This is a genomic window from Variovorax sp. GW822-FHT04E09 (assembly GCF_058800845.1).
The window spans coordinates 1-25,912 of sequence record NZ_JBXAMR010000011.1 but is presented as its reverse complement, the minus strand read 5'-3'; the positions used below and the strand labels follow the sequence as shown (position 1 = coordinate 25,912).

Below are 25,912 nucleotides of genomic sequence, written 5' to 3'. Positions count from 1 at the left end.
ACACAAGATTTCGCGCAGCGCTTACAGGCGCTTCACACGGTCCCGGCAGCATGAAGGCTCCTCCAACAACCATGGGGCTTTCTCATGAAAACACTCGCAGTCGCTCTTTCCATCGGTGCCGCTTCGCTGCTGTCGGTGGGCGCCCTGACCGTTCCCACGGCCGCGCAGGCGCAGGCGGTGATCACCATCCAGGGGCCGCCGCCCCCGCCGCGCTACGAGCGCATGCCGCCGCCGCGTCGCGGCTATGTGTGGTCGCCGGGCCACTATGAGTGGCGTGGCGGTCGCCATGTGTGGGTGCGCGGCATGTACGTGCGCGCACGCCCGGGCTATGCCTACCGCGCGCCGGAATGGCGCGAGAACAATGGCCGCTGGGAATACAACCGCGGCCGTTGGGACCGCGACGGCGACGGCGTGCCGAACCGCCAGGACCGGCGTCCGGACAACCCGTACCGCAATTGATCGATAGAGAGCGCGCGGCGCGCCCCGGGGCTAACGGATGCTCACCAGTTCGAGCACTTCGCTGACCTGGAACGCGCCGCCGCTCGCACCGCCACGCGTCTGCACTTCGAAGCGGACGACGCGGCCCAGCTCCGGCGAGAACCACACGCTGGCGCGGTAGGTCCCGTACTGGTTGCCACTCCAGGCGCCCGCGTTCGCGAAGCGCTGGGTGTGGCCGCGGTAGTCGATCTTCACCACCTTCATCTCGCGGCCGTTGACCGGCAGCATGGCGGCGTCGTCCACCACGTTGGCGCGCAGATCCATCTTGATGCGCGTGCCGCCCATGGTGGCGTCGTATTCCGTGGTCCAGGCGGCGTTCTGTTCCAGGGTCGGCCGGGCCCAGCCGCCCGGCGGCATGACGTTGTCGAACTCGCCGCCCACGGCCGTCGTGACGCCGATCACCTCGCCGCCCGGCTTCTCGATCCAGCCCCCGTTGTTGAAGCTGAGGCGGTCGTCACTGGTGGTGGCCGTGTCCGCGCGGTAGATCACCTTGCGGTACGTGTTGGTGAGGCGGTCGTGCAGCTGGTACTCCACCATGCTCGGGCGCTGCAGCGACACGCTGGCCGGCGCGGGCTGCGAGGCGAGGCGCTCGATGGCCCGCTGGCCGCGCGTCGGCAGTTCCGCGATCCACGCGGCCGGCAGGGCGAGGGTGGCTGGGGCCGATCCGGCGACCAGTCCCACCAAGCGGCCCTGCGCATCGAACAGGCCGGCACCGGCCAGGCCCGCCTCGGTCGGCGTGGCCAGCTGCAGCGACTCGAGCGCGCCCGCGGCGTTGCGGCGCACGCCGCCGAGCATGGAAATGCCGAGCGTGAGTTCGCGCCCGCGCGGCGATCCGATGACGTACAGCGGCATCCCGACCTGCAGCGCCCCCGCGGGCACGACGCCCAGGGTCGGCGACACGAGGTTCGCGATGCGCAGCTGGCACAGGTCGCGCTCGACGTCCGGGAGCTCCAGCACGGCGCCGTAGCTCACGTTGTCGCGGCGCAGCGCCACGGCGCTGGCCTTGGCCAGCAGCTTGCAGCTGGTGACGGCCGTGCCCGGGCCGGTGGCGACCGCGCTGCCGGTGGCCAGGACCTTGCCCTGGGCGTCGCTGGCCTGCACCACCCAGACGCTGGGCGAGACGCGCGCGAACAGCGCGTCGGGCGCCAGCGGGGCGCCGCCGGCGCGGGCGTCCTGGGCGAAGGTGGCGGGCGCTGCCAGAGCGGCAGCAAGGGCGAAAAGCGGAAGCTGCAGGCGCATCTGGGAGCGGCGATGGAGTGGGTTAGCGGAACACGACCGTGCGGTGGCCGTTCAGCAGCACGCGGTGCTCGCTGTGCCACTTCACGGCGCGGGCCAGCACCTGGCTTTCGGTGTCGCGGCCACGGGCCGTGAGGTCTTCGACCGTGTCGGTGTGGTCGGCGCGGGCCACGTCCTGCTCGATGATCGGGCCCTCGTCGAGGTCGGCCGTCACGTAGTGGGCGGTGGCGCCGATCAGCTTCACGCCGCGGTCGTGCGCCTGGTAGTAGGGCTTGGCACCCTTGAAGCTGGGCAGGAACGAGTGGTGGATGTTGATCGCGCGGCCGGCCAGGCTCTTGCACAGGTCGTTGCTCAGGATCTGCATGTAGCGCGCGAGCACCACGAGTTCGGCGCCCTCGGCCTCGATGATCTCCAGCTGCTTCGCCTCGGCCTGTGCCTTGGTCGCGGCCGTCACCGGGATGTGGTGGAAGGGCACGTTGTAGCTGGCGGCCAGCTGGTAGAAGTCGCGGTGGTTCGAGATGATGGCGCGCACGTCGATCGACAGCAGGCCGCTCTTCCAGCGGAACAGCAGGTCGTTCAGGCAGTGGCCTTCCTTGCTGACCAGGATCACGGTCTTCATCGGGTCGGCGGCGGCGTGCAGCTGCAGGCTCATGCCGAAACCGGTGGCGAAGGCCTTCAGCTCCTCGCGCAGCACGGCTTCGCTGTGGTCGCCGCAGGCGAAGCGCACACGCATGAAGAACAGGCCGGTGCCGTGGTCGTTGTATTGGGCGGCCTCTTCGATGTTGGCGCCGCGCTCGAGCAGGAAGCCCGACACGGCGTGCACGATGCCCGTCCGGTCGGGACAGGAGAGGTTCAGGATGTAGGCAGGCGTAGTGGTCGTCATCAGGGGCAGGATTGTGGCAGGGGTGCCAGAATCGCGATTTTCCCTCCCCACATAACCGCAGGAGCGAGACATGGCCTTCCAGGACTTCAACATGGACAACCAGTGGTTGCCCTTCACGCCCAACCGCCATTTCAAGAAGGACCCGCGGGTGTTCGTGGCGGCCGACGGCATGACGTTCACCACGCACGACGGCAAGAAGGTGGTCGACGGCATTTCCTCGCTGTGGTGCGTGGGCGCGGGCCACAACCGCAAGCCGATCAACGAGGCGATCAAGAAGCAGCTGGACACGCTGGACTACGCCACCGCCTTCCAGGTCAGCAACGACAAGGCCTTCAAGGCGGCCGAAATGATCGCCGCGCTGGCCCCGGGCGACCTGAACAAGGTGCTGTTCTGCAACTCGGGCTCCGAGGCCGCCGACACCTCCATGAAGGTGGCACTGGCCTACCACCGCGCGCGCGGCGAAGGCCACCGCAACGTGTTCATCGGCCGCGAGAAGGGCTACCACGGCGTGGGCTTCGGCGGCATGTCGGTGGGCGGCATTCCGGGCAACCGCAAGGTGTTCGGCTCGGCCTTCCTGCCGCGCGTGGACCATATGCGCTTCATCCACGACCCGGTGAACCATGCCTACATCCACAACGCGGAGCCGGTGTGGACCGAAGACCCACTGGTCGAACTCGAAACCCGCATCCTGCCGCTGCACGACCCGAGCAACGTGGCCGCGATCATCGTGGAGCCGGTGGCCGGTTCGGCCGGCTGGTACCTGCCGCCGCAGGGCTACCTGAAGCGCCTGCGCGAGATCTGCGACAAGCACGGCATCCTGCTGATCTTCGACGAGGTCATCACCGGCTTCGGGCGCATGGGCACCAACTTCGCGTCGGACTATTTCGGCGTGGTGCCCGACATGCTGAACTTCGCCAAGTGCGTGACCAACGGCGTGATTCCGCTGGGCGGCGTGATCTGCCGCGACAAGCTCTACGACGCGATGATGAAGACCGACGCGCCCGAGCACGTGGTCGAGTTCTTCCACGGCTACACCTACTCGGGCCACCCGGTGGCCTGCGCCGCCGCCATTGCCACGCTCGACCTGTTCAAGGAAGAAAACCTGTTCGCCCGCGCCGGCGAGATGGGCAAGGTGCTCGGCGATGCCTTCCACAGCACCTTCAAGGGCCTGCCGAACGTGGTGGGCATCCGCAGCCTGGGCCTGGCGGCGGCCGTGGAGCTCGCGCCCATCGCCGGCTCGCCGGGCAAGCGGGCGTATGAGGTCTTCCTCGACTGCTTCCACAAGGGCGCGCTGGTGCGGCCCGCGGGCGACGTGCTGGTGATCGCGCCGCCCTACATCGTCGAGAAGCAGCACATCGACACGCTGGTCAACACGCTGGCGGATTCGATCAGGAAGTTCGCCTGAGCACGCCCGCGCAGTAGTCCACCGGCGGCAGCGCCGGCGTGCGCCAGGTGGCGTCGTAGGCGTCGGTGTCGTCCTCGGCCGGGCCGCCGGCCTGCAGGTGGACCGTCTTCACCGACACGTCGGTCGGCAGGTGCTGCGGCACGCCCAGCACCTTGGTGACGTGGCCCGCGCCGGCGATCAGCACCACCGTCTTGCCCGGCTGCCGGGCCTTCACCAGCGCCTGCGCCATGGCGCGGTCGCGTCCGACCTGGATGCGCGTCATGGGGCCGATCTGCGATTCGGGCAGCAGCTTGCAGTGGCCCTCGCGCACGGCCTCCTGCTGCGCGGCGTAGGCCTCGCCGTTGAGCTGCACGTCGAGCGAGACGTCGGCCATCGCGTCCTTCATGCGCGCACGCGGCAGGTTGGCGCCGACCACCGGCGCGCCGGCGCGCACCGCCGTCATCACCGTGGGGCCGTAGCGCGTCCAGGGCCAGGCCTTGTCGTTCCAGCCGAGGGCGGTCTGCACTTGGGCGTCGGTCGCGGTGGCGGGCAGGCGGGCGCTGCTGCGACCTTCCTCGGCCATCTCGAGCGCCAGCGCGGCGAGCTGGCCGCGTTCGGCCAGGGCCTGCACGGTCTCGCGTTCGAGGACGTGGTGTTCGGGGGCGTCGTGCTGCTCGCCGAGCAGCAGCGCATCGGCCGGCAGCAGGGCCGCCACGCGGCGCGCGACGGGCGCTTCGGCGGACAGCGCGGCGCAGCCGGCGAGCAGGGCGGCGGCGACCAGGGGCGCCAGGAACCGGGAAGCACGGGAAGGGCGAGGAGGCATCCCGCCATACTATGCCCGGCGCCCTGCACCGGGCTGTCGTCCTTTTCCGCTGCTTTCTCTGCCCGTGTCCTTTCGTTTTCCCCTTCGCGTGCTGGCCACGCTGCTGCTGGCGCTGGCCGCCGCACTCGCCTGTGTCGCCCTGCACACCCCGCTGCCCTGGATGATCGGCCCGCTGTTCGCGGTGTCGCTGGCCTCGATCGCGGGCCAGCCGACCGCGAGCCACACGCCGCTGCGCAACCTGGGACAGTGGGTCATCGGCACCGCGCTGGGCCTGTATTTCACGCCGCAGGTGGTGACGCTGGTGGCCGGCGTGTGGTGGGCGATCCTGCTGGCCATCGGCTGGGCGCTGCTGCTGGGCTGGGCGTTCGGGCGCTGGCTGCACCGCGTGCATGCGGCGCGCATGCCGCATGTGCCGGCGAAATCCATGAGAGCCACGACTTACTTCGCAGGCGCCATCGGCGGCGCTTCGGAGATGACGCTGCTGGCCGAATCGGCCGGCGCGCGCACCGACCTGGTGGCCGCCGCGCACAGCCTGCGGTTGATGGTGGTGACCGTGACGATCCCGTTCGCGATGCAGTGGAGCGGGCTGCACGGGCTGGAGATCAACCCGCCCGGCGTGCGCGAGGTGAACCCGGCCGGGCTGGCCCTGCTGGTGCTGGCCACCGGCGTGGGCGGGCTCGTGATGCGGGCGCTGGGCCGCACCAACCCGTGGTTCATGGGGCCGCTGCTGGTGGCGATGGGCTTCACGGTCGCGGGGCAGTCGCTGTCGGCGGTGCCGACCTGGCTGTCGAACACCGCGCAGCTGGTGATTGCCGTGAGCCTGGGCGTGCGCTTCAGCCGCGAGTTCCTGCACACGGCGCCGCGCTGGCTCGGCTCGGTGGCGCTGGGCACGGTCGGCATGCTGGTGCTGTGCGCCGGCGCGGCCTGGCTGCTGGCCGAGGCGACGGGGCTGCATCCGGCCACGATGATCCTGGGCACCTCGCCCGGCGGCATCGCCGAGATGTCGATCACGGCCAAGGTGCTGCAGCTGGGCGTGCCGGTGGTCACGGCCTTCCAGGTGTGCCGGCTGGTGGCGGTGCTGCTGATCGTGGGGCCGATGTACCGCTGGACCGAGCGCTGGGGCGCCTAGGCAAAGAAAAAGCGCCCCGCGGGGCGCTTTTTTCGTTCGGGCGGGCAGGGCGCTCAGTGCACCAGCACCGGCGTGTGCGCCAGCTCGGCGTAGCCTTCGAGCGTGTCCTCGACCTCTTCCTGCGTGGGCGTGTTGAGCTGCCAGGCGGCGATCTGCTGCTGGAACAGTTCGGCCCAGGAGCCGTCGAGGTACACCTCCTTGCCAGAGCGCTTGTCCACGATCTCGAAGCCGTGGCGTTCCAGCACGGGGCCGTTGGGCGTCGTGCTGGGCTCGTCGCCGTCGTTCGGCTGCACGTGCACGACGACGAAGGACTCGGAGTCGTAAAGCATGTTCATGGCGGGCCCTGTGAGGATGTCGATGGCGTTCATGGGGGTTAGATAGCAATCAACGCGCCAGTTTCAAGAACAGTTGTCGTCGCGCCGTTGATATGTGAGTCTTTTTGCCTCAATTGGCGGGCGCTTCGGGTAGGGGTTTGCGCAATTGGGCGTCAGCAAAATCGCCGTTTGCCTCGGTCTGGCGGATGCGCACGGGCAGGTAGCCGTAGCGCGGCGCCAGCCAGAGCTCCAGTTTCCGGTCGAAATCCTTGCGCGGCGTGCGGGTGAGCTTGCGCGTGGTGAAGTCGCCGGCCGGCAGGCTCAGCTGTTCCTCGTCGCCGACCTCGAAGACCCAGACATCGCCGTCGCGCACGCCCACCGTCTGCACCGAGATCCGGGTGCCGGGCGGGTAGCGCCCCGGGCTGGCCGCCAGCAGGCCGCCCAGCTGCATCATCACGCTCATGCGGTCCTGCGCGCCGGGCTGCAGGGGCACGGAGGGGGCGTTGTTGCTGAAAATGATCTGCCCCTGGTCGCGCGCGAAATGCGAGGCCACCTCGGCCTTGCGGCTTTCCGAGTAGCGCTCGGGTTCCAGGCCCGAGGGGCCGATCTTGCCGGTGCTGTGCCAGTTCAGCAGGGTGAAGAACACCGCCTTGAGCGTGAGCCGCCCGTCGTAGCGGCTGCCGTCCTGCAGCCAGACCAGCTCGCCGAACACGCCGCGCTGCGGCGAGGCGCCCTTCTGGCCCGTGGCCTCGAAATCGAGCGTGACCGAGCCCGGAATCCGCAGCGCCTGGGTGCCGGCGATGGTGCCCGAGGCGCCGCTGCCGGCCGTGGTCGTGCCGCCCTGCGTGCCACCGGCCGTGGTGCCCGTGGCGGCGGCCGGGGCGCTGGCCGGTGTCTCGGGGGCGGTTGCTCCTGAATCTGTAGCGGCCTGCGCGGTCTGGTCGGGCGTTTCGGGCGGAGGCGTCTGGGCCGGCGCGTCCGGCACGGGCGCCGGGGCCGGCTTGGGGCGGGGCACCGACGCCTCGCGCGGACGCCGGGGCTTGGCCGGTGGTGGCGGCTTGGCCGCGACCGGCGCGGCGGCCGGTGCAGCCGGAGCTTCCGCCGCGGGCGGCGCGATCACGATCGTGCGCGTGATGAACTTGCTGGCCAGCGGCGAGGGCTCCGGCCCGATGGCCATCGGCGCCAGCCCGAGCAGCAGCAGGTGCGCCAGCGCCACCGCCAGCGTCAGCCCCGCGAGCGCGCGCCAGGACGGGCGCCCGGGCAGGCCCAGGGACAGCGGTGGGGGCGCGACGTGCGTCGACATGGGTGTGTGGAGTGGGTTGCGGCGCCGAGGTTCACGAAGTCCACTCGGTACACTGCCGCCCGTTCAACCAGTTTAGTGGGCGCGGCGCCGCGCCCTTTTTCTTGCTCACGCCCGCACCATGAAACTCGCCACCCTGAAGGACGGCTCGCGCGACGGCCAGTTGGTCGTCGTCTCGCGCGACCTCACGCTCGCCCACTACGCCACCGGCATCGCGAGCCGCTTGCAGCAGGTGCTGGACGACTGGGGCTTCATGAGCCCGCAGCTGCAGGACCTGTACGACGCCCTCAACCACGGCCGCGCGCGCCACGCCTTTCCCTTCGACCCCGCCCAGTGCATGGCGCCGCTGCCGCGCGCCTACCAGTGGGCCGACGGCTCGGCCTACCTGAACCACGTCGAGCTGGTGCGCCAGGCGCGCAACGCCGAGGTGCCCGAGAGCTTCTACACCGACCCCCTCATGTACCAGGGCGGCAGCGACGACTTCCTGGGCCCGGTCGACGACGTGATCGTGCCCAGCGAAGCCATGGGCATCGACTTCGAGGCCGAGATCGCCGTCATCACCGGCGACGTGAAGATGGGCGCCACGCCCGACCAGGCGCTCGACGGCATCCGCCTCGTGATGCTGGCCAACGACGTGAGCCTGCGCAACCTCATCCCGGCCGAGCTGGCCAAGGGCTTCGGCTTCTTCCAGAGCAAGCCCGCCACCGCCTTCAGCCCCGTGGCCGTCACGCTGGACGAGCTCGGCGAGGCCTGGCAGGACGGGCGCGTGCACCTGGCGCTGCAAAGCAGCTGGAACGGCCGCAAGGTCGGCCTGTGCGACGCCGGCCCCGAGATGACCTTCCACTTCGGCCAGCTCATCGCCCACATCGCCAAGACCCGCAACGTGCGCGCCGGCAGCATCGTGGGCAGCGGCACCGTGAGCAACAAGGGCGTCGAGAAGAACGGCCGCATGGAATGGCCCAAGGGCTACTCGTGCATCGCCGAGAAGCGCTGCATCGAGACCATCCAGGACGGCGCGCCCGCCACCGACTTCATGAAGTTCGGCGACACCATTCGCATCGAGATGAAGGGCCTGGACGGGCGCTCGCTGTTCGGCGCGATCGACCAGGAGATCGTGTCGACGGCGGGGCGGCCGGTAGAGGCGCCGGTGTCGCTCACCAAGCCGCAGGCCGGAACCGACACCGGCACCGCGCCGGCACCCGCCGCCGGCGACTGAGACCCTGTCGGGGTTTCTCCCCGTTCGGCTGGCCGGAAGCCCCCGTTCCGCAAAGCCCAACCCTGCGCGGCGGGCGCTGCCTAGGATGCAGCGATCCGTTCACTGCAAGGAGACAGGTCCATGGGCATGCCGAAGCTGGCGGGGCGCGCGTTGTGCGCATGGGGGGTGATGGGCATGGCGCTGGCCGGGCAGGCCGCCGCCCAGAAGCTCAGCGACGACAAGGTGCGCGTGGGCGTGCTGTCGGACATGTCGGGCCTGTACGCCGACACCGCGGGGCGCGGCTCGGTCGAGGCCGCGCGCATGGCCATCGAGGACTTCGGCGGCAAAGTGCTCGGGCGGCCCATCGAACTGGTCTCGGGCGACCACCAGAACAAGGCCGACATCGGCGCCTCGCTGGCACGCACCTGGTACGACCGCGACGGCGTCGACGCCATCTTCGACATGAACAACTCGGCCGTGGCGCTGTCGGTGGTCAACCTGGCCCGTGAGCGCCAGAAGCTGGCGATCAACACCGGCGGCGCCTCGGTGGCGCTCACCAACGAAGCCTGCGCGCCGACCTCGGTCCACTACACCTACGACACCTATGCGCTGGCCAACGGCGCCGCGCAGGGCGTGAGCCGCCAGGGCGGCAAGACCTGGTACCTGATCGGCGTGGACTACGCCTTCGGCAAGGCCATGGCCGCCAACATGACCGAGTTCGTCGGCGAGCTGCAGGGCAAGGTGATCGGCAGCGTGTTCCACCCGCTCAACGCGAGCGACTTCTCGTCGTACGTGTTGCAGGCGCAGGCCTCGGGGGCCGACACCATCGCGCTGGCCAACGCCACCAGCGACACGGTCAATGCCGTCAAGGCGGCGCGGCAGTTCGGCGTGTCGCCGAAGCAGCGCGTGGTGCCGATGCTGATGTTCATCAACGACGTACATGCGCTGGGCCTGGCGCAGGCGCAGGGCATGACCTTCGCCACCGGCTTCTACTGGGACCGCACGCCCGAGTCGCGGGCCTGGGCGCGGCGCTACTTCGAGCGCATGAAGAAGATGCCTTCGATGATCCAGGCCGGCGCCTACTCGGCGGTCACGCACTACCTGAAGGCGGTGCAGGCCGCGGGCACCGACGACGGCGCCACCGTGGCCGCGAAGATGAAGGCGATGCCGGTGAACGACTTCTTCGCGCAGGGCGGCACGATCCGCGCCGACGGCCGCATGGTGCACGACATGTACCTGGTGAGCGTGAAGAAGCCCGCCGAGTCGAAGTACCCGTGGGACTACTACACGGTGCTGTCCACGATCCCCGGCGACAAGGCCTTCCAGCCCTTGTCCAAGAGCAAGTGCCCGCTGGTTGCCGCAGCGAAGTCCTGATCGCCTGACCGAACCCAAGGAGACCCCATGAAAGTCCGTGCCGCCGTCCTGCAGCGCCTCGGCGCCCCCGCGCCCTATGCCCAGAGCCGACCGCTCGAGATCGAGGAGGTCGAGCTGGCGCCGCCCGGCCCCGGCGAGGTGCTGGTGCGCATCGCGGCCGCGGGGCTGTGCCACTCGGACCTGTCGATCCTCAACGGCGACCGGCCGCGCCGCACGCCGATCGTGCTGGGCCACGAGGCGGCCGGCGTGGTCGAGGCGCTGGGCGAGGGCGTGACCGACCTGGCGCCGGGCGACCATGTGATCCTGGTCTTCGTGCCGAGCTGCGGCCATTGCGCGCCGTGCGCCGAGGGGCGCCCCGCGCTGTGCGAGCCGGGCGGCGCGGCCAACGTGGCGGGCACGCTGCTCGGCGGCGCGCGGCGGCTGTCGTACCGCGGCGAGCCGATGGACCACTTCGTGGGCGTGTCGGCCTTTGCCGAGTACGCGACGGTGTCGCGCCGCTCGCTGCACAAGATCGACCGCGAGCTGCCGCTGGAAATTGCTGCCATGTTCGGCTGCGCCGTGGTGACGGGCGTCGGGGCAGTGGTCAACACCTCGCAGGTCCGGCCGGGCCAGACCGTGGCCGTGGTGGGGCTCGGCGGCGTGGGGCTGGCCGCGCTCATGGGCGCGCTGGCGGCGGGCGCCGCGCGCGTGATCGCGGTCGACCTGGCGCAGGACAAGCTCGACTTCGCCCTCGCGCTGGGCGCCACCGACAGCGTCAACGCCAGCGACCCCGACGCGGCCAAGCGGCTGCGCGACATGACCGAGGGCGGCGTCGACCATGCGCTCGAGATGGTGGGCTCGGCCAAGGCGCTGGAGTTCGCCTACAAGGTCACGCGCCGCGGCGGCACCACCGTGACCGTGGGCCTGCCCGCCGCCATCCAGACGCTGAACACGCCGGTCTGGCACCTCGTGGCCGAGGAGCGCACGCTCAAGGGCAGCTACCTCGGCAGCTGCGTGCCGCGGCGCGACCTGGGGCGCTTCATCGCGCTGTACCGCCAGGGCAAGCTGCCCGTGGACCGGCTGCTCACCGGGCGGCTGAAGCTTGAGGAGATCAACGAGGGCTTCGACCGCCTGCAGCGCGGCGAGGCCATCCGGCAGATCGTCACGATGCCGTGACGGCCGCAGGCATCGCGCCCCGCAGCAACTCCTTCTGCGTCCGAATCCCCAACCGCCGGAACGCCCGGTACTGATGCGTGCGCACCGTGCTGAGTTCCACGCCCAGCACGCGCGCCGTTTCCTTCGCCGTGCGGCCCGCCATCAGGTGGCCGATCACCTCGCGCTCGCGCAGGCTCAGCGTCAACAGCCGCGAGGCGAGGGTGGGCGCGGCCGCCTCGTGCACGGCCGCCGCGCTGCGGCTGTGGGCGCTGGCGGCGTCGGCCAGCAGGGTGGCGTGGGCGGCGACGACGCCGAAGTCGGTGTCGCCGAACTCGGGTTGCGCCAGGCTGCGGTAGAAGCTCACGGCCACGCGCTGGCCGCTCGGGCGCAGCAGCAGCACCGAGCTGCGCTCGCGGATGCCCACGTCGCCGTAGCAGGCGGCGCGGTAGGCGGGGTCGGCCACCTCGTCGCCGTGCTGGTGGCCCATCCACAGCTGCGCGCGCTTCGGCAGCTTGCGCGCGGCCAGCCACGCCATGTGGGGGTCGAGCCGGTCGTAGCGCTGCGCCACGTAGCGCTCGGCGGTGCGCTCGGCCGTGTGGCCGTAGCTGCTGGCGGCCGAGACGGTCTCGATGCGGCCGGTGGCGTCGACGCCGAACACGGTGCAGAAGGTGACGGGCATCACGCGGTGCATCGCCGCCAGGCAGCTGGCCGCCAGGTGCGGCGTGCCGATGCCTGCCAGCACGTCGCCGACGACGGCCGCCGACAGCCGGGCGTCGGCGGCAGGGTGGAGGCGCCAGCGTTTCATGGGTTTCGAAGGGAGGCTAGGGTAAATACCTCCTACGAAGTTATGACATTGGCGCGGGCGGTGCATCGGGACAATCCCGTTCCATGACCACCACCCGTACCGCCGACGCCGCCACCGGCCCCGTGCCGCCGCCAGCCAGCGCGACCGCGCTGCCGCCTTCGGTCGGCGCCTTCCACTACACGCGCTTCGCGCCCCGGCTGCCGACGCTCGGCGCCGACGGCATGGAGCCCGGCCGCCACCCCGTCGTGATCGCGGGCGGCGGCCCCGTGGGCATGGCGCTGGCGCTGGGGCTCGCCAACCACGGCGTGCGCTGCGTGGTGCTCGAGGCCGACGACACGGTCTGTGTGGGCAGCCGCGCGGCCTGCATCTCGCGCCGCAGCCTGGAGATCGTCGAGCGCCTGGGCGCGCTGCCGGCCTTCATGGGCAAGGGCCTGCCGTGGAGCGTGGGGCGCAGCTTCTACAAGACGGCCGAGGTGTTCCGCTTCGAGATGCCGCAGGCCGCGCAGCAGAAGCTGCCGCCGATGATCAACCTGGAGCAGTACTACATCGAGCAGTACCTGCTGGACGAGATCGAGCGCCGCAATGCCGCGACGCCGGGGCTCGTCGACATCCGCTGGGGCACCGAGCTCACCGCGCTCGCGCAGGACGAGGACGGCGGCGGCGTGACGCTCGACGTGCGCAACGCCGAGGGCGCCTACCGCCTGCGCGGCCAGTGGCTCGCGGCCTGCGACGGCGGCCAGAGCTTCGTGCGCAAGTCGCTCGGGCTGGCGCTGGAGGGCACGGGCTACGAAGGCCGCTACGTGATCATCGACATCGAGCTGCACAGCAACCACCCGACCGAGCGCCGCGCCTGGTTCGACCCGCCGTGGAACCCCGGCTCGACCGTGCTGATGCACCGCCAGCCCGACGACATCTGGCGCATCGACTACCAGCTGCGCGCCGGCCAGAGCACCGAAGACGCGCTGCAGCCCGCGGCGGTGGCCGAGTTCGTGCAGCGTCACCTCGACGCCATCGGCGAAGGCCACCTGCCGTGGAAGACGGTGTGGACCTCGGTCTACCGCGCCGGCGCGATGACGCTCGACAGTTACCGCCACGGCCGCGTCGTGTTCGCGGGCAACGCGGCACACGCGATGCCGATCTTCGGCGTGCGCGGTCTCAACTCGGGCTTCGACGACGCCGACAACCTGGCCTGGAAACTGGCCTTCGTGGCCCAGGGCCTGTCGGGCCCGGCGCTGCTGGATTCGTACTCGCAGGAGCGCATCGCGGCCTTCCACATCAACGCCGAGAGCGCGATGCGCAGCACCGAGTTCATGTCGCCGCCTTCGCGCGGTTTCGACCTGCTGCGCGAGGCGGCGCTGTCGCTGTCGGAGGCGCACCGCGGCATCGCGCAGCTCATCAACCCGCGCCAGACGCAGGCCGTGCGCTACGACGGTTCGGCGCTGTCGAGCACGGGCGATGCGCTGCCGGCCGGCCCGCTGCCGGGCGAGGCGATGCCCGAGCAGCCGCTCGCGCAAGGCCATCTGACCGACTGGGTCGGCCCGGTGTTCACGCTGCTGGTGCTGCAGCCGGACCTGGCGTCGCTGCCCGACGCCGACATCGCGCACGCGCAGCAAGGCGCCTTGCCTTTCGAGGTGCGCACCATCGGCAGCCTGGGGAGCAACGACCGCACCGATGCGCGGGTGTCCCCCGCCGTTTTCGCCGCGCTCGGCGCCGGCGATGGCGCCGTCTACCTGCTGCGCCCCGATGGCCACGTGGCCGCGCGCTGGCATCGCCTGCCGGCCGGCGCGCTTCCCGCCGCGCTGGCGCGCGCGGCTGCCGCCACTTCACAGGACACTCCCGCATGACGACCTCCGCCCCCTCGCTCCACCCCGACGCCCGCGACCGCCTGTACGCCGAGTGCGCGCGCGCCATCACCGAGGCCGGCGCCGAGCGCGAATCGCTGTTCCTCGCGCGGCTCGCGCTACTGCTGTTCGAGCAGGTCGGCGACGAGGCGCGCTGCCGCGCCGCGCTGGCCGACGCGTTGCGCGCGCTGCCCGTACCATCGCTGTCCGCTTCCGAACAAAAAACAGGAGATTGATCTCATGGATCGCCGCACCCTTCTCGCCACGCTCGCCTCCGGCGCCGCCGTGGCCGCAGCCCCCTTCGCCCACGCACAGGACTACCCCGCGCAGCTCATCAAGTGGGTCGTGCCGTACCCCGCGGGCGGCGGCACCGACGTGATCGCACGCGTGCTGGCCGAGGCCATGCGCCAGACGCTGGGCCAGCAGATCGTGGTCGACAACCGCCCCGGCGCGTCGACCAACATCGGCGCCGACCTGGTCGCCAAGAGCAAGCCCGACGGCTACACGGTGCTGTCGGCCGACAACGCCGTGCTGGCCTTCAACGAGCACCTGTTCAGCAAGCTGCCGTTCAACCCCGAGAAAGACTTCACCTACATCGGCGCCATCGGCAAGTTCCCGCTCGCGCTGGTGGTGCACCCGGACTTCCCGGCCAAGACCTTCAAGGAGTTCCTGGCCTACGTGAAGGCCAACCCCGGCAAGGTCAACTACGCGTCGCCCGGCAACGGCTCGCCGCACCACCTGGCGATGGAAATGTTCAAGGCGCGCACCGGCACCTTCATCACCCACATCCCGTACCGCGGCGCGGCGCCGGCCATGGCCGACGTGATGGGCGGCCAGGTGCCGTGCATGTTCCTGGACCTGGCCTCGGGCCTGCCGATCATGCAGGGCAACAAGGTGCGCGTGCTGGCCATCGGCTCGGGCGCGCGCAGCAAGCGCCTGCCCGACGTGCCGACGCTGGCCGAAGTGGGCGTGCCCAACACCGAGGTGTTCGCGTTCCAGGGCATCCTGGGCCCGGCCGGCCTGCCGGCTGCCGTGGTGAACAAGCTCAACAGCGACCTGAACAAGGCCTTCAGCACGCCGGCCGTGCAAAAGCGCTTCGACGACTTCGGCATGGAAGCGATGCCCGGCACGCCGGCGCAGTTCGCGGCGTTGTCGCGCGCGGAATCGAAGCGCTGGGGTCCGATCATCAAGCAGGCCGGCATCAAGCTGGACTGATGCCGCCCAGGGGCGTTCGTCCTAGCGGGCGAATGCTTTTCGCGAGCCGTCTTCGAAGACTTCGTCGTCGCGCTGCAGCTCGCCGTTCTCGTCCCAGCTGCGTTCGCGCGTCACGCGGCCCTTGTCGTCGAAGCTCGACTCGGCCAGCAGCTCGCCCTTTTCATTGAAGCGCTGGTGCGTGCCCACGGGCACCTGCCGGCCGCGCCCCGGCGCCAGGTAGCGGCCCTGCGCGGCGCGCTGGCCGCTGTCGTAGAACTCGGTCACGTCGACCGTGCGCTCGCTGCCGGCGCCGCTGTAGACGGCCTTGCTGCGCGGCTGGCCGTTGAGGTGATAGCTGTCGTCGCTCAGGGGCTCGCCCGCGGCGTTCCAGCGCTGGTCGCGCACCAGCGAGCCGCGGTCGGAAAACTCCTGCTCGCGCTGGCGGATCGACGAGCGCCCGACCAGCAGCCACACGGTTTCGCGCCGCTTCACGCCCTCGGACGAAAAACTGCGCTCCACGCGCCGGTTGCCGCTGGTCTCGTCGACCACCGACGGCTTGCCGTTGTCGTAGAACTCCTGCGTGCGCACGCGCTTGCCCGCCTGGTACGACAGCCGCGAGCGCAGCGTGCCGCGCGCGTCGAACAGGTCGACGTTCGACGGCCCGCCGGTGAAGCCGCACAGCCTGGCATCGTCGGCCACCGGCGCCAGCACCGGCGCCTCGGCACAGCGCAGCATCGACATCTGGCCGCGCTCGGTGAACTCGACCATGGCGCGCTCGGTGCCGCGGTCGGGGTAGAAGGTGGCGCGCCGCAGCTGGCCGCCGGGGTAGAAGCTGCGCACCAGGCCGCGCTCCTGGCCGTCGTCGTACATGGCGTCGCGCAGCACCTGGCCACCGGGCGCGAACTCGCGCGCGCGGCCGTGCATGTTGCCCTTGGCGTTGATGGTGTGCTCGCGCGCGAGCTTGCCCTTTTCATAGAAGCGCACCAGGCCCATGAAGACGCCGTTCTGCACCTGCTGCTCGCGCTGGAGCTCGCCGGTGCCGCGGTCCTTGCAGCGCATCAGGCCGGTCTTGCCGGCGGTGCTGTTGCCGTCGGCCGGGCTCACGCGCTGGCCGTTGAGCTCGCACTCCTGCTGCGCATGGACCGTCGGGGTACCCAGCAGCGCGGCCAATGCGATCGCGGCCGGGCCGAGGAGGGACGCGGCCGCCCGGGGCGCCCGAAGATCGGAAGCGGGCGGGCGCAGGGTCACTTGTCGTAGAGCGTGTCGAGCGAACGGAAACCCTTGACCTCGATCGGGTTGCCGAAGGGGTCGCAGAAGAACATCGTCCACTGCTCGCCCGGCTGGCCTTCGAAGCGCACCTGCGGCTTCAGCACGAACTCGGTGCCGGCGGCTTCGAGGCGCCCGGCCAGCGCCTGCCAGTCGGGCAGCGCGAGCACGATGCCGAAGTGCGGCATGGGCACCATTGCGTCGCCGACGCGGCCGGTGCGGGTGGTGGCGAAGGGCTCGCCCCGATGCAGCGAGATCTGGTGGCCGAAGAAGTCGAAGTCGACCCAGGTGTCGGTGCTGCGGCCTTCGGCGCAGCCCAGCACGTCGCCGTAGAAGCGGCGGGCGCCGTCCAGGTCGCGCACGTGGAAGGCAAGGTGAAAGATGCTTTGCATGGTTTTGGATTATGGGCAGCGGTGCTGTGAGAATGCCGGACTTTCTTTCAATCATGGAGCTCGCCTTGCGGATACTCCGAGCCCTCGTCGCACCGCTGCGCCTGCTGTCGCGCGGCACCGACCGGCCGGCGCCCCAGCGCCTTCTTGCACGTCTGACCCGCCAGGCCTTCGCGGCCGTCGGTGGTTGTTTCATCGCGGTCGCGGCCCACGCCGCCGCCTGCCCGCCCTCGGCCATCGCGAGTCTCGAGAAGCCCGGCATCGGCCTGCGCAACGGCATCGACCGCGGCCTGCTGTGGCGCATCGAGCGCGACGGCCGCACCTCGTGGCTCTACGGCACCCTGCACCTGGGGCGCGGCGAATGGGTGCGTCCCGGCCCGACCGTGCAGAAGGCGCTGGCGCAGAGCGACACGCTCGCGCTGGAGCTCGACTCGCGCGACGACGCCACGGTGCGCGCCCTGAGCCAGCCGGCCGACCCGGCCGCGGTGGCGCGCGTGCTCAGCGGCGAACGCGCCCGCCGGCTCGAGCGCCAGAACGCCGAGGCCTGCGTGCCGCCGGGCTCGACCGCCCGGCTGCCGCCCATCCTGCAGGTGACGGCGCTGACCGCGCTGGCGGCGCGCGCCGACGGGCTGTATGCGGAGTTCGGCGTCGACGAGACGCTGGCCGTCTCGGCGCGCAACAGCAACAAGCCGATCGTCGCGCTCGAGAACGCGGCCGACCAGCTGCGCTGGCTCACCGGCGGTTCCGAAGCCGAGGAGGCCGAGCAGATCGACGCCATGCTCGACGAGCTCGAATCGGGCCGGCTGCGCGGCCAGCTCAAGACGCTGGCCGATGTCTGGGCGCGCAGCGACGCGGCCCGGCTGGCGCGCTACGCCGAGTGGTGCGAGTGCCTGAACACGCCGGCCGAGCAGCGCCTCATGAAGCGCCTGCTCGACGACCGCAACCCCGGGCTGGCCGACGGCATCGAGCGCTTGCACGCGGGCGGGCGCAGCGCGTTCGCCGCGGTCGGCGCGCTGCACATGGTCGGCGCGCAGGGCCTGCCCACGCTGATGGTGGCGCGCGGCTTTCGCGTGACGCCAGTGCTCACCGAGGCGCAGGCGCAGCAGGCGCTGCCGATGCCGGCGCTCGCCGCGCCCGAGCCGCCAGCCCGCAAGGCGGTGCGCGGTGGCAAGAACGTCAAGGGGCAGAAGGCGGTCAAGGGCACGGGCCAGAAGGCGACCGCGAAGAGCGGGGCCAAGCCGACCGCCAAAGCCGCTGCCGCGCCGAAAGGCAAGGCCGCACCCCGTGCCGCCCCCAAGGCCACCAACAGCAAAGTGCGCCGATAATCGCGACCGCCATGCACACGTTGCGCCCCCACCCCCGCCTGATCGGCCGCCTCGGCCGCTGGGTGCTGCTGTGGTTCATGCTGTCGCTGGGCGTGGCGGTGGCGTCGCCGGTGGTGCATCCGCAGGCGATGGAACTGGTGTGTTCCGGCGCCGGCACCATCAAGGTGGTGGTGCACACCGAAGATGGCGTGCAGGACATGGGCGCCACGCACATGGACTGCCCGCTGTGCGTGCTGACCGGCGCACCGCCCCCGCCGCCCGTGGCGGCCGCGTTCGATGCGCCCCTGCCGCTGGGGCGCGTGCTTCAACCCATTCCCGCCGCGCGCCATGCCGCGGCCACGGCCGCGCCGCTTCCGGCCCGTGGGCCTCCGCGTTCCGCCTGAGCGATCAGCAACAGCGCTGTCTGTCGGTGCACCCCGGGTGCGCGCAGGCAGTCCCTTTGGCTTGAAGTTCGTGGAGCCGGTTCCCCATGAAGCAGCACTCCCGCGCCCTGGCGATCGCCATGGCATTTCCCTTCAGCGCGCCGGTGTGGGCGCAGCAGCAAACGCCGCCGGACGTTGATCCGCCGGAGGCCGGCGCTGCGGCCGCCCCGGGCCGCACGCTGGGTACCGTCACCATCAGCGGCGGCCGGCCGACCTCGCTGCCGACGCAGATCCCCACCACCATCGAAGGCGTGACCGCCGAGCAGATCGCCGAGACGGTCAACGCGACCGACGCCGAAGACGCGCTCAAGTACCTGCCGAGCCTGCTGGTGCGCAAGCGCTACATCGGCGACTTCAACCACGCGGTGCTCGCCACGCGCGCCTCGGGCACGGGCAACAGCGCGCGTGCGATGGTCTACGCCGACGGCATCATGCTGTCGAACCCGCTGGGCAACGGCGCCACCTTCGCGCCGCGCTGGGGCATGGTGTCGCCCGACGAGATCGAGCGCGTCGACGTGCTCTACGGCCCGTTCTCGGCCGCCTACCCGGGCAACTCGGTGGGCGCCGTGGTCGACTACGTGACGCGCATGCCCACGCAGCTCGAGGCGCACGTCAAGCTCAGCGGCTTCACCTCGAACTTCGACCTGTACAACAGCCATTCGTCGCCGGGCGGCCAGCAGCTCGACCTGTCGCTGGGCAGCCGCAGCGGCGACTGGTCGTGGTGGCTCGGCGCCTCGCGCACCCACAGCAAGGGGCAGTCGCTGTCGTTTGCCAACCGGCTCGTGAGCGCCGGCACGGTGGGCAGCGCGGGCACGCCCGTCACCGGCGCGGTGCTCGGGCTGAACCCGTCGAACCAGCCATGGTGGCTGCTGGGCGGCATCACCGCCTACGACACGACCCAGGAGCAGGCCAAGCTCAAGCTGGCCTACGACTTCTCGCCCACCGTGCGCGCCACCTACACGCTGGGCGCCTGGCACAACACCACGCACGGCAGCACCGACACCTACCTGCGCGATGCGCTCGGCCAGCCGGTGTACGGCGGGCGCGTGAACCTCGGCGGACGCACCTACAACCTGGACGCACCGGCGGCGGCCTTCGCGCCGACCGAGACGGCGCTCACGCACTACATGCACGGCCTCTCGGTGAAGAGCCACACGGGCGGCGTGTTCGACTGGGAGGTGGCGGCGAGCCTGTTCGACTACGCGAAAGACACCTCGCGCACGCCGACCACGGCACTGCCGGGCGCCTTCTACGGCGGCCCCGGCCGCACCACCGACATGGGCGGCACCGGCTGGCACACCTTCAAGGCCGCGGGCACCTGGCGGCCCACCGGCTCGGCCGAAGGCGTGGGCGCGCATGTGGTCGACTTCGGCGTCCAGCAGGACACCGCACGGCTGCGCAGCGCCATCGGCAACACGCGCGACTGGACCGGCGGGCCGGCCGTGTCGCCGTTCTCCGCCTTCAACGGCAACACGCGACTGCGTTCGCTCTACGTGCAGGACACCTGGCGCTTCGCCAAAGACTGGAAAACCACGCTGGGCCTGCGCCATGAGCGCTGGGAGGCGTACGGCGGCCAGCTGGGCAACGCGGCGCGGCTGCTCGACTTCGCGCCGCGCAAGAACAGCTTCGTCTCGCCCAAGGCCGCGCTCGCCTGGCAGGCCACGCCCGACTGGCACTTCAAGGCCTCGGTCGGCCGCGCCGTGCGCATGCCCACCGTGAGCGAGCTCTACCAGGGCTCGATCGAGGGCAACCGCATCGTCAACACCAACCCCGAGCTGCGTCCCGAGCGCTCGTGGACCGCCGAGCTGAGCGCCGAGCGCGACCTCAAGCGCTGGGGCGTCGACGGCGTGCTGCGCACCACGCTGTTCTTCGAGCACACGAAGGACGCGCTGTACACCCAGGCGCTCACCAACCTCGTGAGCACCGTGCAGAACGTCGACGCCATCCGCACGCGCGGGCTGGAGGTGGCGATCAACACGGTCGACGCGGGCATCCAGGGGCTGGACCTGGGCGGCAGCCTCACGCTGACCGATTCGAAGATCACCGCCAACCGCGGCTTCCCGGCCAGCGTCGGGCGCGACCAGCCGCGCGTGCCCAAGGTGCGCGCCTCGCTGCTCGCCACCTACCGGCCCGATGCGAAGTGGAGCTACACCGTCGGCGCGCGCTACAGCGGCCGGCAGTACGGCACGCTCGACAACAGCGACCCGAACGGCATGGCCTTCATGGGCTTCTCGAAGTTCTTCGTGGTCGATGCGCGCATCCGCTACCGCATCGACCGCCAGTGGAGCGCCGCCGTCGGCATCGACAACCTGAACAACCGCACCTACTGGGCCTTCCACCCGTACCCGCAACGCACCTTCGTGGCCGAACTCAAGTTCGACCTTTGACCCTCACTTTTTCCTATTCAAGGACACCCGCCATGACGAAGCTTTCGACCCCTACGTTCCACACCCTCGCCGCCTGCGCCCTGCTGGCCGGTGCCGGCGCCGCCGGCGCCCACGTGAGCCTGCCCCCGGGCGGCGCCACCGTCGGCAGCGAGTACAACGCCGCCTTCCGCGTCGGCCACGCCTGCGAAGGCGCCAAGGCCACCACCGGCCTCGCGGTGCGCCTGCCCAAGGGCTTCGTGCTCACCGACGCCCAGGCGCGCAAGGGCTGGAAGCTCGACGCGCCCAAGGCCGGCAGCGCCGAAGGCGAAGTGCGCTGGACGGCAGAGACGCCGCAGAACGCGTTGCCCGGCAGCGAGCGCGGCGAGTTCGTGCTGCGCGGCAAGGTGCCCGCCACGCCGGGCCCGCTGTGGTTCAAGGTGCGCCAGGACTGCGACGTCGGCAGCGTCGACTGGGCCGAAGTGCCCGCGTCGGGCAGCGCCACGGCCGGCCTGAAGGCGCCCGCGGCCAAGCTCGACGTGGTGGCGCAGGGCGTGGCCACGGTCGACGTGCGCGACGCCTGGGTGCGCCAGTCGGTGCCGGGCCAGAGCGGCACGGGCGCCTTCATGAAGCTCACCGCGCCCACGGGCACGAAGCTGGTCGGCATCTCGACGCCTGCCGCCGGTGTGGCCGAGGTGCACGAGATGAAGATGGAAGGCGACACCATGCGCATGCGCGAACTCGCGGGCGGCCTCGAGCTGCCGGCCGGCAAGACCGTCGAGCTCAAGCCCGGCGGCTACCACGTGATGCTGATGGACCTGAAGGGCGCCATGACCAAGGGCGCGACCGTGCCCATGACCCTGAAGTTCGAGGACGCCAAGGGCGCGAAGACGACGCTGGAGCTGAAGCTGCCGGTCGGTGCGCCGGAAGGCGCCGCTGCTGCCGCGCCCGCGGTGGGCGGTGCGCACCAGCACAAGCACTGACCCCGACGGGGTCTGGCTGGACCGTCAGAGCAGCTGGTCCGGCGCCAGCGGTCCGAACAGCCGCAGCAGGAAGCGCAGCGTGGCGCTCGCGTCGGGCTCGGTGTCCGTGTCCTGCAGGCCGCTGCCTTCGGGCGCGTGCCACACCAGCGTGCCTTTTGCGAGCTCGACATGCCAGGCGCGCTCGCGCATGCCGCGCTCGATCTGCTCGGCCGCCATGCGCGAAAGTTCGCCGCTGCGGATCAGCAGCGCGATCTCGGTGTTCTGCAGCTGCGAGCGCAGGTCCAGGTTCATCGAGCCGACCACCAGCAACCGGCCGTCCATCACCAGCACCTTGGAGTGCAGCATTGCGCGCGATTCACCGCTCACGCCGCTGCCGCCCGAGGAGCCGAACACGTTGCCGAAGTCGGCCTGCTCGCTGCGCAGCTCGTACAGCTCCACGCCCGCGGCGAGCAGCGCCTTGCGGTGGCGCGCATAGCCGACGTGGGCGATGGGTGCGTCGTTCGAGGCCAGTGAATTCGTCAGCACCCGGATGCGCACGCCCCGCGCGCGTGCCGCGGCAAAGGCCTGCTGCATGTCGGGGCCGGGCACGAAATAGGGCGAGATGATCAGCAGGTCGGTGCGCGCCTGGCCGATCAGGTGCAGCAGGCCTTCGACCACCGTGTCGCCGCTGGAGGCCAGGTCGGCCAGCGCGGTGGCGCTGCGCGAGGGCAGCTCGGGCCGACTGACCACGAGGTCGGGGTTGCGCACCGCGCCGGGGCCGCTGTCGGCGGGGATCTTGCCGGGCGCGTCGGCCAGCATCAGCGCCGGGGCCCAGACGAAGGCGGCGCTGCGCAGGTCCAGCGGCTTCTCGTCCCAGGCGCGGGCCCGCTGCTCGGGCGTGGGGCCGGCGCCGGGGCGCGGCTCGCCGTCCGGGGGCTTGGGCTGGTTGCGCGCTTCGGCCGCTTCGTCGCTGAGTTCCTGGTCGACCCGGCGCGCGCGGTCGCGGATGCGCTGGAACTCCTCGCGCGAGACCAGCGACTGCACGGGGTAGGCGCGCTCGTTGTTCCAGTAGCTGTCGAAGCTGCGCGAGAGGTCCTGCACGATCGGGCCGGCCGCCAGCACGTCGACGTCGACGAAGTTGCCGGTGGTGGCATTGCCGAAGTAGGCGTCGCCCAGGTTGCGCCCGCCCGTCACGCCCATCACGTTGTCGGCCAGGAACAGCTTGTTGTGCATGCGCTGCTGGATGCGCGAGACCTCGCCGATGGCGTTGAGCATGCGGTTGAAGCCGGTGCCGCGCGAACCCGCGAGCGGGTTGAACAGCCGCATCTCGATGTTCGGAATGAAGGCCAGGCCGAGCACCAGCGCGTCGCGGCCGATGGTGTGGAAGTCGTCCAGCAGGATGCGCACCCGCACGCCGCGCTCGGCCGCCGCGCGCAGCCCGCGCACCAGCCGGCCGGTGCTGGCGTCGGCGTGGATGGCGTAGTACTGCAGGTCCAGCGTCTTCTGTGCGTTCTCGATCAGCGCCAGCCGGCTGCCGTAAGCGGCCTGCGGGCCGCCCAGCAGCAGGAAACCGGAGTCGAAGCGCGCCTTGTCGGCGTTGCGGCGTTCCCGCAGCAAGGTCGCCAGCGCCGTGCCGTCGGGCGAGGCGAGCGCGGTCGAGACGGGGCGGTCCACATCCTTCGGCAACTGCGCGCAGGCGCCGAGCACCAGAAGGGCCAGCAGCGCGACGCTGCGGCGGACCAACGCGTGGAAGGAAGAAGAAGGCATGCGGCGGGGTCTTTCCGGGGGGCTTGGGAAGGCGGTGCCGCATGTATAGCCGAGTTGGCGCCAGTCGTGGGTGGGACGGGCGGCCAACCGGCGCAGGAAGACGGCGCTCAGCGCCCGGCGCCGAGCTCTTCCTGGCGCTCCAGCGCGGCGAGCAGTTCGTCGTCGATCTTGGCGTGGCGCTCGCTCAGCTCGACCGCGCGCGAGGCGTCGCTCGCGTAGATGGCGCCGCCGTCGAGTTCGAGCATTTCGCTGATGCGCTTCTGCTCGGCTTCGAGGGCTTCGATCTGCGCGGGCAGGGCTTCGAGTTCGCGCTGCTCCTTGTAAGAGAGCTTCTTGCGGGGGCCGCCGGCGGGGGCGGCGGCGGGTGCAGCCGCGGGTGCCGGGGCCGGGGCGGCGGCTGGAGGCGGCGGCGGCGCCGACGCGAGGCGCTGCTCGGCGATTTCGCGTGCGCGCTTGGACTGGATCAGCCAGTCTTCCACGCTGCCCTCGTACTCGCGCCAGCGGCCGTCGCCCTCGAAGGCGATCGTGCTGGTCACCACGTTGTCCAGGAAGGTGCGGTCGTGGCTCACGAGGAACACGGTGCCGTCGTAGTCCTGCAGCAGGCCTTCGAGCAGCTCGAGCGTGTCGATGTCCAGGTCGTTGGTCGGCTCGTCGAGCACCAGTACGTTGGCCGGGCGCGCGAACAGGCGCGCCAGCAGCAGGCGGTTGCGTTCGCCGCCGCTGAGCGAGCGCACGGGGGAGTTGGCGCGCGCGGGCGAGAACAGGAAGTCCGACAGATAGCTCTTGACGTGCTTCTTCTGGCTGCCGATTTCGATCCACTCGCTGCCGGGGCTGATGAAGTCTTCCAGCGTGGCGTCGAGGTCGAGCTTGTCGCGCATCTGGTCGAAGTACGCCACCTGCTGGTTGGTGCCGCGGCGGATCTTGCCGCTGTCGGGCTCGAGTTCGCCCAGGATCAGCTTGAGCAGCGTCGTCTTGCCGGCGCCGTTCGGGCCCAGCAGGCCGATCTTGTCGCCGCGCAGGATGGTGCCGCTGAAACCGCGGATCACGGTCTTCTCGCCGAAGGACTTGGTGGCGTCGGTGAGCTCGGCCACGATCTTGCCGCTGGACTGGCCCGAGGCCACGTCCATGTTGACGCTGCCCTGCACCTCGCGGCGCGCGGCGCGGCTGGCGCGCAGTTCCTGCAGCCGCGTGATGCGGCTCTGGCTGCGCGTGCGGCGCGCCTCGACGCCCTTGCGGATCCAGATCTCTTCCTGGGCCAGCAGCTTGTCGGCCTTGGCGCTGATGATCGCCTCTTGCGCGAGCTGTTCTTCCTTCTGGACGAGGTACTGCTCGAAGTTGCCGGGGTAGGAGCCCAGCTTCCCCCGGTCAAGCTCCACGATGCGGGTGGCGACGCGGTTCAGGAAGCTGCGGTCGTGGGTGATGGTGACGACGCTGCCCTTGAAGTCGATCAGCAGCTGCTCCAGCCACTCGATGGAGTCGAGGTCCAGGTGGTTGGTGGGTTCGTCTAATAGAAGCACGTCCGGCGCGGCCACCAGGGCCTGGGCCAGCGCGACCCGCTTGCGCGTGCCGCCCGAGAGCGAGCCGACGCGCGCATTGCGGTCGAGGTGGAGGCGATGCAGCGTTTCTTCGACGCGCTGTTCCCAGTTCCAGGCGTCGTAGGCTTCGATCTTGGACTGCAGGGCGTCCAGGTCGAGCCCGTCCGCGCCGGAGAGGTACAGGTCGCGGATGGCGATGACTTCGCCCAGGCCCTGGCTGGCGGCGGTGAAGACGTCCGCATCCATGTCCAGCGCGGGTTCCTGTGCCACGTAGGCCACGCGCAGGTTCTGCTGAAGCTGCAGCGTGCCGTCGTCGGGCTTTTCCAGCCCGCCCAGTATCTTGAGCATTGACGACTTGCCGGCACCATTGCGGCCGATCAGGCCGATGCGTTCCGATTCGAGAAGAGAGAAGTCCGCATGATCCAGCAGCGGGACGTGACCGAACGCGAGCTGCGCGTCGAGGAGTGTGATGAGTGCCATGTGGCACGGATTATCGGAGGGGCGGGTGACGGCGCCTGGCGGCTGGGGGAGAAGGCTTCTTTGTGACTCTCTATATAAAAGGGACTGGCGTCCCCTGGGAGAGACGCCGGCAGTCAGGGAAGAGGCGTGAAGCGGGCGGCGAGCGGGGCCGCAAAGGTCTTCTTCAAGTTTCTTTCGGCTTGGCTTGCACGAGCCGAAATCTGTCATATACTCGTGGGCTTCGCTGCTGAATACCTCTGGTGTTTGAAGCGACTGGTGCTCTCAGGAGCGTTGGTTGTGGATGGTGAAGAAAG

The 25,912-nt window shown here is 70.7% G+C and carries 23 protein-coding genes; 13 read left to right on the top strand and 10 right to left on the bottom strand.

Annotated elements, in window-relative coordinates; all coding sequences use genetic code 11:
* Positions 1-84 precede the first annotated feature (84 nt).
* On the top strand, positions 85-459 hold the full coding sequence (locus tag AC1RL8_RS29100) for a YXWGXW repeat-containing protein (protein ID WP_070063838.1): 375 nt from the start codon (positions 85-87) through the stop codon (positions 457-459).
* Between the two features lie 30 nt (positions 460-489).
* Here AC1RL8_RS29100 and AC1RL8_RS29095 read toward each other — a convergent pair whose 3' ends face one another.
* Both AC1RL8_RS29095 and purU read right to left on the bottom strand, forming a co-directional pair.
* Positions 490-1,737, bottom strand: a complete 1,248-nt coding sequence (locus AC1RL8_RS29095; RefSeq protein WP_492687248.1) for a S1 family peptidase — start codon at positions 1,735-1,737, stop codon at positions 490-492.
* Between the two features lie 22 nt (positions 1,738-1,759).
* Complete coding sequence (gene purU, locus AC1RL8_RS29090) at positions 1,760-2,617, bottom strand: formyltetrahydrofolate deformylase (RefSeq protein ID WP_062478396.1); 858 nt, start codon at positions 2,615-2,617, stop codon at positions 1,760-1,762.
* 70 nt (positions 2,618-2,687) lie between these two features.
* Here purU and aptA point away from each other — a divergent pair, with 70 nt between their 5' ends.
* Positions 2,688-4,022 carry an omega-aminotransferase AptA gene (gene aptA, locus AC1RL8_RS29085; protein ID WP_070063840.1) on the top strand — a complete coding sequence of 445 codons (1,335 nt, stop codon included), beginning with the start codon at positions 2,688-2,690 and terminating at the stop codon, positions 4,020-4,022.
* On the opposite strand, the gene AC1RL8_RS29080 is transcribed toward aptA, so the two are convergent.
* Positions 4,006-4,824, bottom strand: a complete 819-nt coding sequence (locus AC1RL8_RS29080) for a ChaN family lipoprotein (RefSeq protein WP_492687247.1) — start codon at positions 4,822-4,824, stop codon at positions 4,006-4,008. The genes aptA and AC1RL8_RS29080 overlap by 17 nt on opposite strands.
* A 64-nt stretch (positions 4,825-4,888) precedes the next feature.
* On the opposite strand from AC1RL8_RS29080, the gene AC1RL8_RS29075 reads away from it, so the two are divergent.
* On the top strand, positions 4,889-5,953 hold the full coding sequence (locus AC1RL8_RS29075; RefSeq protein ID WP_492687246.1) for an AbrB family transcriptional regulator: 1,065 nt from the start codon (positions 4,889-4,891) through the stop codon (positions 5,951-5,953).
* 53 nt (positions 5,954-6,006) lie between these two features.
* Here AC1RL8_RS29075 and AC1RL8_RS29070 read toward each other — a convergent pair whose 3' ends face one another.
* Together AC1RL8_RS29070 and AC1RL8_RS29065 are read right to left on the bottom strand one after the other, a co-directional pair.
* A complete protein-coding gene (locus tag AC1RL8_RS29070) occupies positions 6,007-6,288 on the bottom strand; it encodes a BTH_I0359 family protein (RefSeq protein ID WP_062478455.1) in 282 nt (93 codons plus the stop codon).
* Between the two features lie 109 nt (positions 6,289-6,397).
* Positions 6,398-7,570, bottom strand: coding sequence for a DUF3108 domain-containing protein (locus AC1RL8_RS29065; RefSeq protein WP_492687245.1), 1,173 nt, complete (start codon positions 7,568-7,570; stop codon positions 6,398-6,400).
* Positions 7,571-7,688: 118 nt separating this feature from the next.
* On the opposite strand from AC1RL8_RS29065, the gene AC1RL8_RS29060 reads away from it, so the two are divergent.
* The 3 genes from AC1RL8_RS29060 to AC1RL8_RS29050 all read left to right on the top strand — a co-directional run bounded on the left by AC1RL8_RS29060 (position 7,689) and on the right by AC1RL8_RS29050 (position 11,291).
* Positions 7,689-8,783, top strand: a complete 1,095-nt coding sequence (locus tag AC1RL8_RS29060) for a fumarylacetoacetate hydrolase family protein (protein WP_492687244.1) — start codon at positions 7,689-7,691, stop codon at positions 8,781-8,783.
* Between the two features lie 126 nt (positions 8,784-8,909).
* Positions 8,910-10,136, top strand: coding sequence for an ABC transporter substrate-binding protein (locus tag AC1RL8_RS29055; protein ID WP_492687289.1), 1,227 nt, complete (start codon positions 8,910-8,912; stop codon positions 10,134-10,136).
* 27 nt (positions 10,137-10,163) lie between these two features.
* Positions 10,164-11,291 (top strand): zinc-dependent alcohol dehydrogenase family protein, encoded by a 1,128-nt coding sequence (locus AC1RL8_RS29050; RefSeq protein WP_070063846.1) that lies wholly within the window; start codon positions 10,164-10,166, stop codon positions 11,289-11,291.
* On the opposite strand, the gene AC1RL8_RS29045 is transcribed toward AC1RL8_RS29050, so the two are convergent.
* Positions 11,278-12,075, bottom strand: coding sequence for a helix-turn-helix transcriptional regulator (locus tag AC1RL8_RS29045; protein WP_492687243.1), 798 nt, complete (start codon positions 12,073-12,075; stop codon positions 11,278-11,280). The genes AC1RL8_RS29050 and AC1RL8_RS29045 overlap by 14 nt on opposite strands.
* An 83-nt stretch (positions 12,076-12,158) precedes the next feature.
* On the opposite strand from AC1RL8_RS29045, the gene AC1RL8_RS29040 reads away from it, so the two are divergent.
* Genes AC1RL8_RS29040 through AC1RL8_RS29030 form a run of 3 tightly spaced genes read left to right on the top strand, consistent with a single transcriptional unit; the run spans position 12,159 to position 15,131 of the window.
* A complete protein-coding gene (locus tag AC1RL8_RS29040; RefSeq protein ID WP_492687242.1) occupies positions 12,159-13,919 on the top strand; it encodes an FAD-dependent monooxygenase in 1,761 nt (586 codons plus the stop codon).
* Positions 13,916-14,152, top strand: a complete 237-nt coding sequence (locus AC1RL8_RS29035) for a hypothetical protein (RefSeq protein WP_095746954.1) — start codon at positions 13,916-13,918, stop codon at positions 14,150-14,152. Before AC1RL8_RS29040 ends, AC1RL8_RS29035 begins: the two co-directional genes overlap by 4 nt.
* Positions 14,153-14,156: 4 nt before the next feature.
* Positions 14,157-15,131 (top strand): Bug family tripartite tricarboxylate transporter substrate binding protein, encoded by a 975-nt coding sequence (locus tag AC1RL8_RS29030; protein WP_062482864.1) that lies wholly within the window; start codon positions 14,157-14,159, stop codon positions 15,129-15,131.
* Positions 15,132-15,152: 21 nt separating this feature from the next.
* Here the strand turns inward: AC1RL8_RS29030 and AC1RL8_RS29025 are convergent, their stop codons facing one another.
* Positions 15,153-16,352 (bottom strand): toxin-antitoxin system YwqK family antitoxin, encoded by a 1,200-nt coding sequence (locus AC1RL8_RS29025; RefSeq protein ID WP_492687288.1) that lies wholly within the window; start codon positions 16,350-16,352, stop codon positions 15,153-15,155.
* Between the two features lie 2 nt (positions 16,353-16,354).
* On the bottom strand, positions 16,355-16,768 hold the full coding sequence (locus AC1RL8_RS29020; protein WP_159274653.1) for a VOC family protein: 414 nt from the start codon (positions 16,766-16,768) through the stop codon (positions 16,355-16,357).
* A 65-nt stretch (positions 16,769-16,833) separates the two neighbouring features.
* Between AC1RL8_RS29020 and AC1RL8_RS29015 the strand changes: the two genes are divergently transcribed.
* From AC1RL8_RS29015 to AC1RL8_RS29000, 4 genes are all read left to right on the top strand, one after another.
* Positions 16,834-18,090: a TraB/GumN family protein gene (locus AC1RL8_RS29015; RefSeq protein ID WP_492687241.1), complete on the top strand. Its 1,257-nt coding sequence runs from the start codon at positions 16,834-16,836 to the stop codon at positions 18,088-18,090.
* Positions 18,091-18,101: 11 nt separating this feature from the next.
* Positions 18,102-18,473: a DUF2946 family protein gene (locus AC1RL8_RS29010; RefSeq protein ID WP_492687240.1), complete on the top strand. Its 372-nt coding sequence runs from the start codon at positions 18,102-18,104 to the stop codon at positions 18,471-18,473.
* An 86-nt stretch (positions 18,474-18,559) separates the two neighbouring features.
* Positions 18,560-20,899 carry a TonB-dependent receptor gene (locus tag AC1RL8_RS29005; RefSeq protein ID WP_492687239.1) on the top strand — a complete coding sequence of 780 codons (2,340 nt, stop codon included), beginning with the start codon at positions 18,560-18,562 and terminating at the stop codon, positions 20,897-20,899.
* A gap of 32 nt (positions 20,900-20,931) precedes the next feature.
* Positions 20,932-21,858, top strand: a complete 927-nt coding sequence (locus tag AC1RL8_RS29000) for a copper chaperone PCu(A)C domain-containing protein (RefSeq protein ID WP_492687238.1) — start codon at positions 20,932-20,934, stop codon at positions 21,856-21,858.
* A 24-nt stretch (positions 21,859-21,882) separates the two neighbouring features.
* Here AC1RL8_RS29000 and AC1RL8_RS28995 read toward each other — a convergent pair whose 3' ends face one another.
* Together AC1RL8_RS28995 and AC1RL8_RS28990 are read right to left on the bottom strand one after the other, a co-directional pair.
* Positions 21,883-23,604 carry a phospholipase D family protein gene (locus AC1RL8_RS28995; protein WP_492687237.1) on the bottom strand — a complete coding sequence of 574 codons (1,722 nt, stop codon included), beginning with the start codon at positions 23,602-23,604 and terminating at the stop codon, positions 21,883-21,885.
* A gap of 107 nt (positions 23,605-23,711) precedes the next feature.
* Positions 23,712-25,619 carry an ATP-binding cassette domain-containing protein gene (locus tag AC1RL8_RS28990; RefSeq protein WP_492687236.1) on the bottom strand — a complete coding sequence of 636 codons (1,908 nt, stop codon included), beginning with the start codon at positions 25,617-25,619 and terminating at the stop codon, positions 23,712-23,714.
* Positions 25,620-25,912: the final 293 nt, after the last annotated feature.

Excerpts from the sequence above, each read along its gene's own strand:
- AC1RL8_RS29030 (WP_062482864.1), top strand. The coding sequence starts at position 14,157 with ATGGATCGCCGCACCCTTCTCGCCACGCTCGCCTCCGGCGCCGCCGTG.
- AC1RL8_RS29100 (WP_070063838.1), top strand. The coding sequence starts at position 85 with ATGAAAACACTCGCAGTCGCTCTTTCCATCGGTGCCGCTTCGCTGCTG.
- purU (WP_062478396.1), bottom strand. The coding sequence starts at position 2,617 with ATGACGACCACTACGCCTGCCTACATCCTGAACCTCTCCTGTCCCGAC.
- AC1RL8_RS29080 (WP_492687247.1), bottom strand. The coding sequence starts at position 4,824 with ATGCCTCCTCGCCCTTCCCGTGCTTCCCGGTTCCTGGCGCCCCTGGTC.
- AC1RL8_RS29040 (WP_492687242.1), top strand. The coding sequence starts at position 12,159 with ATGACCACCACCCGTACCGCCGACGCCGCCACCGGCCCCGTGCCGCCG.
- AC1RL8_RS29095 (WP_492687248.1), bottom strand. The coding sequence starts at position 1,737 with ATGCGCCTGCAGCTTCCGCTTTTCGCCCTTGCTGCCGCTCTGGCAGCG.
- AC1RL8_RS29045 (WP_492687243.1), bottom strand. The coding sequence starts at position 12,075 with ATGAAACGCTGGCGCCTCCACCCTGCCGCCGACGCCCGGCTGTCGGCG.
- AC1RL8_RS29035 (WP_095746954.1), top strand. The coding sequence starts at position 13,916 with ATGACGACCTCCGCCCCCTCGCTCCACCCCGACGCCCGCGACCGCCTG.
- AC1RL8_RS28990 (WP_492687236.1), bottom strand. The coding sequence starts at position 25,619 with ATGGCACTCATCACACTCCTCGACGCGCAGCTCGCGTTCGGTCACGTC.
- AC1RL8_RS29070 (WP_062478455.1), bottom strand. The coding sequence starts at position 6,288 with ATGAACATGCTTTACGACTCCGAGTCCTTCGTCGTCGTGCACGTGCAG.
- AC1RL8_RS29055 (WP_492687289.1), top strand. The coding sequence starts at position 8,910 with ATGCCGAAGCTGGCGGGGCGCGCGTTGTGCGCATGGGGGGTGATGGGC.
- AC1RL8_RS28995 (WP_492687237.1), bottom strand. The coding sequence starts at position 23,604 with ATGCCTTCTTCTTCCTTCCACGCGTTGGTCCGCCGCAGCGTCGCGCTG.
- AC1RL8_RS29010 (WP_492687240.1), top strand. The coding sequence starts at position 18,102 with ATGCACACGTTGCGCCCCCACCCCCGCCTGATCGGCCGCCTCGGCCGC.
- aptA (WP_070063840.1), top strand. The coding sequence starts at position 2,688 with ATGGCCTTCCAGGACTTCAACATGGACAACCAGTGGTTGCCCTTCACG.
- AC1RL8_RS29005 (WP_492687239.1), top strand. The coding sequence starts at position 18,560 with ATGAAGCAGCACTCCCGCGCCCTGGCGATCGCCATGGCATTTCCCTTC.
- AC1RL8_RS29065 (WP_492687245.1), bottom strand. The coding sequence starts at position 7,570 with ATGTCGACGCACGTCGCGCCCCCACCGCTGTCCCTGGGCCTGCCCGGG.
- AC1RL8_RS29020 (WP_159274653.1), bottom strand. The coding sequence starts at position 16,768 with ATGCAAAGCATCTTTCACCTTGCCTTCCACGTGCGCGACCTGGACGGC.
- AC1RL8_RS29050 (WP_070063846.1), top strand. The coding sequence starts at position 10,164 with ATGAAAGTCCGTGCCGCCGTCCTGCAGCGCCTCGGCGCCCCCGCGCCC.
- AC1RL8_RS29060 (WP_492687244.1), top strand. The coding sequence starts at position 7,689 with ATGAAACTCGCCACCCTGAAGGACGGCTCGCGCGACGGCCAGTTGGTC.
- AC1RL8_RS29000 (WP_492687238.1), top strand. The coding sequence starts at position 20,932 with ATGACGAAGCTTTCGACCCCTACGTTCCACACCCTCGCCGCCTGCGCC.